This is a genomic window from Kitasatospora sp. NPDC127035 (assembly GCF_042726075.1).
In the GTDB taxonomy this organism is placed as follows: Bacteria; Actinomycetota; Actinomycetes; order Streptomycetales; family Streptomycetaceae; genus Kitasatospora.
Map to the genome: position 1 here is coordinate 26,461 of NZ_JBHXDN010000019.1, position 9,642 is coordinate 36,102.

8 protein-coding genes and 1 tRNA gene are annotated in these 9,642 nt (G+C 75.1%); 5 read left to right on the forward strand and 4 right to left on the reverse strand.

Annotation, left to right across the window (positions count from 1 at the left end):
• Nucleotides 1–88 precede the first annotated feature (88 nt).
• On the forward strand, nt 89–979 hold the full coding sequence (locus tag ACFWIC_RS15745; RefSeq protein WP_380360731.1) for a metal-dependent hydrolase: 891 nt from the start codon (nt 89–91) through the stop codon (nt 977–979).
• A gap of 136 nt (nt 980–1,115) precedes the next feature.
• Here the strand turns inward: ACFWIC_RS15745 and dcd are convergent, their stop codons facing one another.
• Together dcd and ACFWIC_RS15755 are read right to left on the reverse strand one after the other, a co-directional pair.
• Nucleotides 1,116–1,691 carry a dCTP deaminase gene (dcd, locus tag ACFWIC_RS15750; RefSeq protein ID WP_329884891.1) on the reverse strand — a complete coding sequence of 192 codons (576 nt, stop codon included), beginning with the start codon at nt 1,689–1,691 and terminating at the stop codon, nt 1,116–1,118.
• 82 nt (nt 1,692–1,773) lie between these two features.
• Nucleotides 1,774–2,010 (reverse strand): hypothetical protein, encoded by a 237-nt coding sequence (locus ACFWIC_RS15755; RefSeq protein ID WP_329948342.1) that lies wholly within the window; start codon nt 2,008–2,010, stop codon nt 1,774–1,776.
• 267 nt (nt 2,011–2,277) lie between these two features.
• Between ACFWIC_RS15755 and ACFWIC_RS15760 the strand changes: the two genes are divergently transcribed.
• Together ACFWIC_RS15760 and ACFWIC_RS15765 are read left to right on the forward strand one after the other, a co-directional pair.
• Nucleotides 2,278–2,351 (forward strand) — tRNA-Gly (locus tag ACFWIC_RS15760).
• Between the two features lie 76 nt (nt 2,352–2,427).
• Nucleotides 2,428–4,611 (forward strand): histidine kinase, encoded by a 2,184-nt coding sequence (locus ACFWIC_RS15765; protein WP_380518940.1) that lies wholly within the window; start codon nt 2,428–2,430, stop codon nt 4,609–4,611.
• Between the two features lie 24 nt (nt 4,612–4,635).
• On the opposite strand, the gene ACFWIC_RS15770 is transcribed toward ACFWIC_RS15765, so the two are convergent.
• Nucleotides 4,636–5,244, reverse strand: a complete 609-nt coding sequence (locus ACFWIC_RS15770) for a response regulator transcription factor (RefSeq protein ID WP_329884894.1) — start codon at nt 5,242–5,244, stop codon at nt 4,636–4,638.
• A gap of 86 nt (nt 5,245–5,330) precedes the next feature.
• Here ACFWIC_RS15770 and ACFWIC_RS15775 point away from each other — a divergent pair, with 86 nt between their 5' ends.
• Both ACFWIC_RS15775 and ACFWIC_RS15780 read left to right on the forward strand, forming a co-directional pair.
• Nucleotides 5,331–6,065 carry an ABC transporter ATP-binding protein gene (locus tag ACFWIC_RS15775; protein WP_329884895.1) on the forward strand — a complete coding sequence of 245 codons (735 nt, stop codon included), beginning with the start codon at nt 5,331–5,333 and terminating at the stop codon, nt 6,063–6,065.
• Nucleotides 6,062–8,530 (forward strand): ABC transporter permease, encoded by a 2,469-nt coding sequence (locus tag ACFWIC_RS15780; protein ID WP_380519066.1) that lies wholly within the window; start codon nt 6,062–6,064, stop codon nt 8,528–8,530. The genes ACFWIC_RS15775 and ACFWIC_RS15780 overlap by 4 nt, the downstream gene beginning before the upstream one ends.
• A gap of 178 nt (nt 8,531–8,708) precedes the next feature.
• Here the strand turns inward: ACFWIC_RS15780 and ACFWIC_RS15785 are convergent, their stop codons facing one another.
• Nucleotides 8,709–9,380, reverse strand: a complete 672-nt coding sequence (locus tag ACFWIC_RS15785; RefSeq protein ID WP_380518945.1) for a TetR/AcrR family transcriptional regulator — start codon at nt 9,378–9,380, stop codon at nt 8,709–8,711.
• Nucleotides 9,381–9,642: the final 262 nt, after the last annotated feature.

Consider the following 9,642-nt stretch of genomic DNA (forward strand, 5'->3'; position numbering starts at 1 on the left):
GCCGGGGGAGAATGGTCGACGGGCCCCGTCTCGGGGCCCGTCCGCATGTCCGCGTACTGCGTCCACCCTCACCCGCACGGAGCCAGGCATGACCCTCCCCACCACCCACGTCAGCTTCCCGGCCGGGGCGGTGACCGGCGAGTCGACGGTGCTCGCGGTGCACCCGCTGGACGGCGGCCGGTACGCCGTCGTCACCGGGGCGACCCCGTTCCACCCGCTCGACCACACCTGGCCCGACCAGCCGGCCGACCTCGGCACCCTGACCGTCGACGGCACCGGGCTGGCCGTCGTCGACTGCCTCACCGGAGCCGTCGGTCCCGAGGGCGGCGAGCTGCTGGTCGGCGCCGACATCCCGGTCCGGCGCGGTGACGAGGAGTGGTCCTGGCTGGTCCTGCACGTCCTGGCGGCCGACCCGGGCGACATCGTCGGCCGGACCGTCACGCTCGCCGTCGACGCCGAGCGCCGCGGCGCCCTCTGCGCCTCCCACAGCGGCTGCCACCTGCTGGCCCTCGCCCTGAACGAGGCGCTCGCCCCGCGCTGGCGCAAGGACCCGGGCCGCTCCGACGCCTTCGGCCACCCGGACTTCGACAGCCTCGCCATGGCCGGCTCCGTGATGGACACCGAGGCGAGCACCGACACGTACCGGCTCGGCAAGTCGCTCCGCAAGAAGGGCTTCACCGCGGAGGCCACCGAGGACCACCCCGCGCTCGCCGACGCGCTTCCCGCGCTCACCGAGGCCGTCAACCGGCGGCTGGCCGCCTGGGTCGCCGCCGACGCCCCGGTCCGCATCGACGTCCCCGGCCCGGAGCTCACCGCGCGCCGGCAGTGGCACTGCGAGCTGCCCGAGGGCCCGGCGCGGATCGCCTGCGGCGGTACCCACCTGCACCACCTCGGTGAGCTGACCGAGCTCCGCACCGAGCTGCGGCTCTCCGTGGACGGCGGCGAGCTGGTCGCCGTCACCCGCCCGAAGCGCGCCTGAGCGCCGGCGCCGCACCTGCGGAACACCCGTGAACGCCCGTGGGCGGTCGCCCCGGTCTCCCGGGGCGACCGCCCACGTCGGCTCTGCTCTGCTGCCGTGCGGTCCTGCCGTCGTGCGGTCGCCGCCGCGCGCGGTGTCAGACCTTGGTGCGGTGGAAGTTCAGGTACGAGCGGGACGGCGTCGGACCGCGCTGCCCCTGGTAGCGCGAGCCGTAGCGCTCCGAGCCGTACGGGTGCTCGGACGGCGAGGAGAGCCGGAACAGGCAGAGCTGCCCGATCTTCATCCCGGGGTAGAGCTTGATCGGCAGCGTCGCGACGTTCGACAGCTCCAGCGTGACGTGCCCGCTGAAGCCCGGGTCGATGAAGCCGGCCGTGGAGTGCGTCAGCAGCCCGAGGCGGCCCAGGCTGGACTTGCCCTCCAGGCGGGAGGCGACGTCGTCCGGCAGCGAGATGACCTCGTAGGTCGACGCCAGGACGAACTCGCCGGGGTGGAGGATGAACGCCTCGTCCTCCTCCGGCTCGACCAGCCGGGTCAGGTCCGGCTGCTCCTCGGAGGGGTCGATGTGCGGGTAGCGGTGGTTCTCGAAGACCCGGAAGAAGCGGTCCAGTCGTACGTCGATACTGGAGGGCTGGATCATCGCAGGGTCGAAGGGGTCGATCACGACCCGGCCCTTGTCGATCTCGGTCCGGATGTCCTTGTCAGAGAGCAGCACGCTTCGAGGTTACGTGCACGACGCGGCCCCGGACGAATCGCCCGGGGCCGCACCAGTCACCACCGTCCCGCGGTCACCCCGGTCAGGCCAGGAACTCCGCGGCCTCCAGCTGCAGGGCCCGGGCCAGTTGCGGCTCGGACAGCTCCCGCACATCGGCCAGCACCGAACTCCTCAGCCGTCCGCACTGCGGACAGCGGATCAGCCGCCCCGGCCCCAGCCGGCCGGGCCCGAGATTCTGCATCGGGAACGTGGTGGTGCTGAACAGGTGCCCCTCGGCACAACGAACGACGGCGCGCTGCTCCATCGATCCCCTTCCCATCCTTACCCCGCTACTCACCCGTACTCGTCGCGCCCCGAACGGGCGACAGCCCACGGGACCAGCGTCACATTAGGGGATGTTCCGGACATTCCACACCAAGGCTCGCCGCCCCGCGCCCCGCCCGCCGCGGCGCTCTCACGCGGCCCACACAGTACGCCTCGCCGACCGCCCCCCGCGGCTCCGCCACGGCCTCCGATCAGCTGTGCAACGGGTGTCACCCATGGGGTACAGTGGGCACAGATCGAGCGGTCTCTGACGGCTCGTCAGGCGGGCGTAGTTTAGTGGTAGAACATGAGCTTCCCAAGCTTAGAGTGCGAGTTCGATTCTCGTCGCCCGCTCCACAAGGAAAGCCCCAGGCCCACGGCCTGGGGCTTTCTCGTCGTCCGGGGTGATCGGGTTCCGCGTAGCATGCCCCGGGTGGAGGGGGTAGCGAGCGGCGACGTCGCGCCGCGGTCGTCGCGTGCGCTGGTGGGCGGGGTGGCCGCCGCCGTGGCCTCGGTGCACCTCCTGAAGGGGCTCGCACGGGTGCCGGCGGAGCCGGGTGCCGGGCTCGCGGTCGTCGTGGCGTGCCTGCTGCTGGTGGCGGTGCAGCTCCGCCATGTCGAGCCGGGCCTGCGGCGGGCCGTCCCCGCGGCGCCGCCCGTGGCCTGGACGCTCACGGAGCTGGCCGTCGGCTGGCTGGCGGTCGTTGCGCTCGGGGTCTCGATCGGGCTGCTGTGCCTCCCGGCCGCCTCGCTGCTGCTGGAGCGCCGCCGGACCCCGCTGTTCCTGCTCGGTGGCGCGGCGGCGCTCACCGAGGCGGCCCGGTCGGGCAGCGCGCGCACGGTCGTCGACCTGATGCTCATCCTCGTGATCGGCGCCGCCATGCTGTACGCCGTCACCACGCTCGCGCTGCTCGCGACGCGGGTCCACGCCGCCCGGCTCACCCTGGCGGCCTCCGCGGTGACCGCCGAACGGCTGCGGATCGCGGCCGGCCTGCAGGCCGGCCTCGCGGAGGGCCTGCGGGAGGTCCGCGGCCTGGCGCTCCGGAAGGATCCGGCCGTCCTGGACGCCCTGATCGCCACGGCCCGCCGGACCCTGGCGGCGACCCGTGCCACCGCGGCCGAGCTGCGCAGCCTGTCGCTCGCCCCGGAGGCGGCCAGCGCCCGCGCCCTGCTCGCCTCCGCCGGCATCGCCGCCGACCTCCGGATCGGGCACTCGGAGCCGCTCGGACCGGCCGGGACGGTACTGGCGACCGTCCTGCGGGAGGCGGTCACCGCCGTCGTCCGGGTCGGGGACGCGCGGCGGTGCGAGATCGTCACCGGCGAGCGGGCCGGCCGGGTGGTGCTGCGGGTGGTCAGCGACGGTGTGCCGACGGCCGCGCTCGGCGCCGAGGTCCTCGACGGCCTCGCCGACCGGGTCCGCTCCGTCGGCGGCTCGCTGACGGCGGGTCTGGAGCCGGACGGGCGCTTCGCCGTCGAGGCGGAGGTCGCGGCCACCCCCGCCCCGGCGGCGCTGGCGGATCCGCCCGAACTGCGGACGGTGCTCGGCCTGTACGTCCTCGTGCTGGGCACCTTCTGCGTCAAGGCCGTCCTGTTCGTCCCGGTGCCCCTGCTCGGCCTCGGCGTCCCGTGCCTGCTGCTGCTCTGCGGACTCCAGGTCCGCTTCGCGACCCGCGACGCGACCCGCGACGCGGCGCGCCCCGCCCGGCTGCTCCTGCTCGGCTCGGCGGCCCTCGCCTTCCTGCCGCTGCCCTGGTTCGGGCGGAACTGGATCGGTGCGGTCGGCATCCTGGCCGGTGCGCTCCTGTTCGCCCTGCCGCCCCGGGCCGGCCTGGCGCTCGCTGTCGCGGCGGCGGTGGCCGGCGGCCTGATCGCCGGCGGCCTGATCACCGGCGGGACGGTCGGCGGCGGCGCGGCCGGTGGCGGCGGCGCGGTGCCGGGGCTGTTCGCCGCCGTCGACGTCCTGATCTCCTGCGTCGTCGTCCACGGGGTGCTGCGGCTGGTCCGCCTGGTGCGGCAGCTCCAGCGGGCGGGGGCGGGGCTGGCCCGGGCCGCCGTGGTCACCGAACGCCTGCGCGCCGCCCGCGACCTGCACGACCTGCTCGGCCACGGGCTGACCGCGATCCTGCTCAAGGCCGAGCTCGCCCGGCGGCTGTCGGCCTCGGACGCCGGCCGCAGCCGGGCCGAGCTGCGCGACATCGTGCGTCTGGCCGAGCGCGGGGAGAGCGAGCTGCGAACGGTGGTCGACGCCGCCCCCCGGCTGTCGTTCGCCGCGGAACTGGCGTCGGCGGCGGCCGTCCTGGAGGCGGCCGCCATCACCGTGGAACTCGACGACGGGCCGGTTCCGGAGGCCGCGGGAGCCGTCCTGAGCGTGGTCCTCCGCGAGGCCGTCACCAACCTCCTGCGGCACAGCTCCGCGCGCCACGCACGCATCGCCACCTCGCTGGACGGGGACTCGGTGCGCCTGGAGGTGGAGAACGACGGGGTGCCGGACGGCGTCAGCGCACCCGGATCGGGGATCGGAGGGCTGACCGTCCGGCTCGCCGCCATCGGCGGCACCCTGTCGGCCGGCCCGGACGACGGCTGGTACGTGCTGCGCGCCGAGGTGCCGCGGGACTGACGGCCACCGTGCCGGCGCCGGCCGCTACAACCACCCCGCGTCGCGGGCGATGCGTACCGCGTCCGTCCGGTTGCGGGCGTTGAGCTTGCCGACGACCGCGGTCAGCACGTTGCGGACGGTGCCGGTCGACAGGTGCAGCCGGGTCGCGATCTCCGGCGGCTCGGCGCCCTCGGCCAGCTCCCGCAGCACGTCGTTCTCCCGCGGCGTCAGCGGATTGTCGGCGAGGTCCCACGCCGCGACCGCGAGTCCCGGGTCGAGCACCCGTCCGCCGCCGGCCACCTGCCGGATCGCCGCCACCAGTTCCTCCGGCGGGGCGGTCTTCAGCAGGAAGCCGTCGACCTTCGCCTCCAGGGCCCTGCGGAGCAGCCCGGGCCGGCCGTTCGAGGTGAGCATCAGGGTCCGGCAGCCCGGAACCCGTTCCTTCAGCGCGGCAGCGGCCTGCAGCCCGTCCAGCCGGCCCGGCATCTCGATGTCGAGCACCGCGACGTCGGGGGTGAAGACCAGCGCCCTCGGCACCACGTCGTCGGCGGAGCCCGTCTGCGCGACGACCTCCAGGTCCGGCTCCAGCTCCAGCAGCGCCACCAGCGCGCTGCGCACCACGTGTTGGTCCTCCGCCAGCAGGAGTCTGATCATGCGCCGACCCTACCCGTGACGATGTCACGGGTGGCTCGTGATCCCGTCCCTGCCGGGGGCGCCCGGGGATCGGCAGGCTGAGGAGCATGAGCGAAGCGATCACGCTGGAAGCAGTGAGCAAGGTCTACGGCAAGGGGCGGGGTGCGGTCGCCGCGCTGCGCGAGGTGACGGTGCGGCTGCCGAAGGGCGGGTTCACCGCGGTGATGGGGCCGTCCGGTTCGGGCAAGAGCACGTTCCTGCACTGCGCGGCGGGCCTGGACCGTCCGACGTCCGGAACGGTCCGGCTGGGGGACACCGACCTGTCCCGGCTCAGCGAGACGAAGCTGACCGAACTGCGCCGGGAGCGCGCGGGGTTCGTGTTCCAGGCGTTCAACCTCGTCGGGGCGCTGACCGTCGAGCAGAACATCACGCTGCCGCTGCGCCTCGCGGGTCGGCGGGCCGACGCCGCGCGGCTCGCCGAACTCGTCGGGCGGGTGGGGTTGCAGGAGCGGACCGGGCACCGCCCGGGCCAGCTGTCCGGGGGGCAGCAGCAGCGCGTCGCCATCGCCCGGGCCCTGGTCTCCGATCCCGAGGTGCTCTTCGCCGACGAACCCACCGGTGCGCTCGACACCATGACGGCCCGTGAGGTCCTCACCCTGCTCCGGCAGGCCGTCGACGAGCTCGGCCAGACCGTCGTGATGGTCACCCACGACCCCGTCGCGGCGTCCTACGCCGACGACGTCCTGTTCCTGGCCGACGGCCGGGTCGCCGACACGATGTCCGGGCCGACCGCCGCCAAGGTCGCCGACCGCATGATCCGCCTGGGAGCGTGGAACCGATGATGCTCGGCTTCGCCCTCGCCACCCTCCGGCACCGCAGGGCCGGATTCGCCGGTGCGTTCGTCGCGCTGTTCTGCGCCGCGGCCCTGGTCAGCGGCTGCGGAACGCTGCTGACCACGGGGATCCTCGGCACCGTCGAACCCGAACGGTACGCGGCCGCACCGGTCGTGGTCACCGGGGACCAGAACGTCCACCACGTCGAGGACCGGGGCGAGGGGAGGACCAGGGAGAAGGCCAAGCCGATCACCGACCGGGCCTGGGTGCCCGCCGCACTCGCCGGGCGCATCGAGGCGCTGCCCTCGGTGCGGGCCGTCGCGACCGAGGTGATGTTCCCCGTGCTGCTGCCCGGCGGGCCCACGCGCAACTCGTGGGGCCACGGCTGGGAGTCGGCGCCGCTGTCCGGCCTGACCCTGGCCTCGGGCGGCGCGCCGTCGGCCGCCGACGAGGTCGTGCTGGACGCGGCCACGGCGGCCCGGTCCCACCTCTCCGTCGGCTCCACCGTGCAGGTCCGCACCGCCACGGGGTCGTCGACCGTCCGCGTCGTCGGCGTCACCACGCAGGGGTTCGCCGCCCAGGCCGGGGTGTACTTCGCCCCGGAGCAGGCCCGTCGGCTCGCCGGTCACGACGGTCTGGTCAGCGCGATCGGGGTGTTCCCGTCCTCGCCCTCGGCCGCCGACGACGTCAGGGAACTGCTCCGGGCGGCGGGGGGCCCGGTCGCCGTGGTCCGCACCGGCGACGAGCGCGGGCGGGTTGAGTTCCCCGACGCCGCCAACGCCCAGGTGCGTCTGATCAGCATGGGCGCCGTCCTGGGCGGCACCTCCCTGATCGTCGCCCTGCTGGTGGTGGTCGGCACCTTCGCCCTGTCGATCCAGCAGCGCCAGCGCGAGATCGCGGTGCTGCGGGCGGTCGCCGCGACCGGACGGCAGGTCCGGAAGATGATCGGCGGCGAAGCGCTCGTGGTCGGCCTGGCCGCGGGGATCCTCGGTGCCGCCGCGGGTGTGCCGCTGGGCGACCGGCTGCACGACCGGTTCGTCTCCCTGGACGTGATCCCCGCGAACTTCCCGGTCGTCCTCTCGCCGTTCCCCGCGATCGCCGCGGCCGGGGCCACCCTGCTCGCGGGCTGGGGCGCGGCCCGGATCTCGGCGCGGCGGGCCACCGCCGTCAAGCCGGTCGAGGCCCTCGGCGAGGCCGAGTCCAGGCCGCCGCGCATCGGCCCGGTCCGGATCGTCCTCGGTGCCGTCGCCACCGCCGGCGCCGTCGTCCTCACCGTCCTGCTCACCGTGCTGCACTCGGACCAGTCCTCCACCCCGGTCTGCTTCAACGCCGTCCTGCTGTGGTGCACCGCGCTCGCCCTGCTGGGACCGCCGGTCGCCCGGGCCGGTGCGGCGGTCCTGGGCCTGCCGCTGCGGGCGTCCCGGGTCGGCGGCTACCTCGCCGCCCACAACCTGCGGGCCGCGGCGCACCGGCTGGCCTCGGTCGTCACCCCGTTGACGCTGCTGATCGCGATGGCCTGCACCATCCTCTTCACCGGGACCACCGTCGACCGGGCGACGAGCGCGCAGCGCGACCGCGGGAACGTCGCCGACCTGGTGGTCGGGCCCCGCGTCCCCTCCTCCGTCGCCGCGGCGGCGGCCGCCGTCCCCGGCGTCCGGACCGTGACCCGGGTGCTCCACAGCCAGGTGCGCGACGGTCTGGAGAAGCGCAGCGTGCAGGCGGTCACGCCCGAGCGGCTGTCCGACACCCTCGACCTGGGGGTGACCGCGGGCGACCTCGGCCGGCTGGCGGAGGGGACGGCGGCGGCCGCGGACGGGCTGGGGTACCGGATCGGCCAGCGGGTCGGGCTCACCCTCGCCGACGGCGCGCCGTACGAGGTCACCGTCGTCGCCCTGTACGCCCGGGGGATGGCCTTCGGCGACCTGACCCTGGCGCACGGACCGGTCGCCGCGCACGTCGACGTCCCGCTCGACGACAGCCTGCTCGTCCGGGGGGACGGCGTCACCCGCGACGCCCTGGCCGCGGCGCTGCGGACCGAGCCCGGCATCGGCGTGCTCGACCGCGTCGCCGCCCAGTCCGCGGGCGACCGGACGAGTGCCCAGATCGGCTACGTGACGCTCGGTCTGATCGTCGCCTTCGTCGCCATCGCCGTGCTCAACACCCTGGCCATGAGCATCACCGAGCGGCGCCACGAGTTCGCCGCCCTGCGGCTGACCGGGGCCACCGGCGGCCAGGTCCGGCGGATGCTCGGCTGGGAGACCGCGGCCTCCGTCGCGATCGCCACGGTCCTCGGCCTGGGCATCGCCTTCGGGGTGCTCACCGCCTACGCCCGGGGCATCACCCGGGGCACCGCCCCGGTGGCGGTACCGGTCACCCAGCTCGTGATCGTCGTCGTCGGCGGCGCGGCGCTCGCCGCCGTGGGCACCTGGATCCCCGCGCGCGTGGCGCTGGGGAACGGGGGGCGGACGGCCTGAGCGGGGCGGGCCCGGCTGCTCCGGTCGGGCCGTCTCGTCCGTTCGCTCATCGCGGTCCGGCCGCAGGTCGTGCGACCTGCGGCTTTCCCCGTGCCGAGGCCGCTGCCGGTGCCGGTCGGCGGCGGCAGCTGCGGTGGGGCGGGACGCGGGGGTGGGGGGTTGTGGGTGGGGGTGGCCGTCAGGCGCCGGCGGGGCGGGGGGCGGTGCGGCGGTAGAGGCGGAGGAAGGCCTGGACGCCGGTGGAGACGGTGGTGTGGAGGGCGGCGTCGGATATCGGGACGGCGCCGTAGAAGGACTGGTCGGCCGCGCCGCTGAAGGTGAGCAGGGTGAAGTGGGTGGCGGCGAGGTCGGAGTCGTCGACCGTCAGCAGGTCCTGGCCGGCCAGGCGGACCAGGTGGGCGGCGAGGTCGCGGTGGGAGGCGAGCGGGCCGGCGGCGAGCCAGGCGTTCAGGACGTCGGGCGGGATGTTGCCGGCCTCGGCGCGGATGGTCCGGCCGAGCGCGTAGTGTTCGCCGGCCGCGAGGACGGCCTTGGCGCGGTCGACGGCGAAGGCGATCAGGTCGGCCTCCAGGTCGACGATCTTGTGCAGATGGCGGTCGGCCAGGGCGGCGACGATCTCGGTGAGCTCGCCGGCGGTCTCCAGCGCGACGGAGAGGAAGAGCTTCTCCTTGTCGCCGAAGTGGTTGTAGATGGTGCGCTTGGACACCCCGGCCTCGGTGGCGATCGCGTCGACGCTCGCCCGGGTGTAGCCCTCGCGCCCGAACACCGTGCTCGCCGCGCGGGCGATGGCCTGCCGTTTCTCCGGCATCCGGCGTGAGCCGGCGGTCGGTGCCGGGTTCGCTGCGCTCATCGGGCGGGTCCCTCCTCAGGCCTCATTTGCACTACTCGGTGCAGTTTACCCGGACGGACGGCCCGGAGCGCAGGGGAAGGACGTCGAGGTGCGGGGAAGGGTGCAGGGCGCGGGGCGCAGGGTGTGGGAACGGGTGCGGGCGCGTGGGAGGCGTCGAGGTCGGCGGGAAAGCAGGGAGGCGCGGAGGGGGCGGCGACAGGCGGCGGGAGCGCCGGCCGGAGGCCCGTGGACCCTCGTCGAAATCCGGCATACCGCGTCGCCG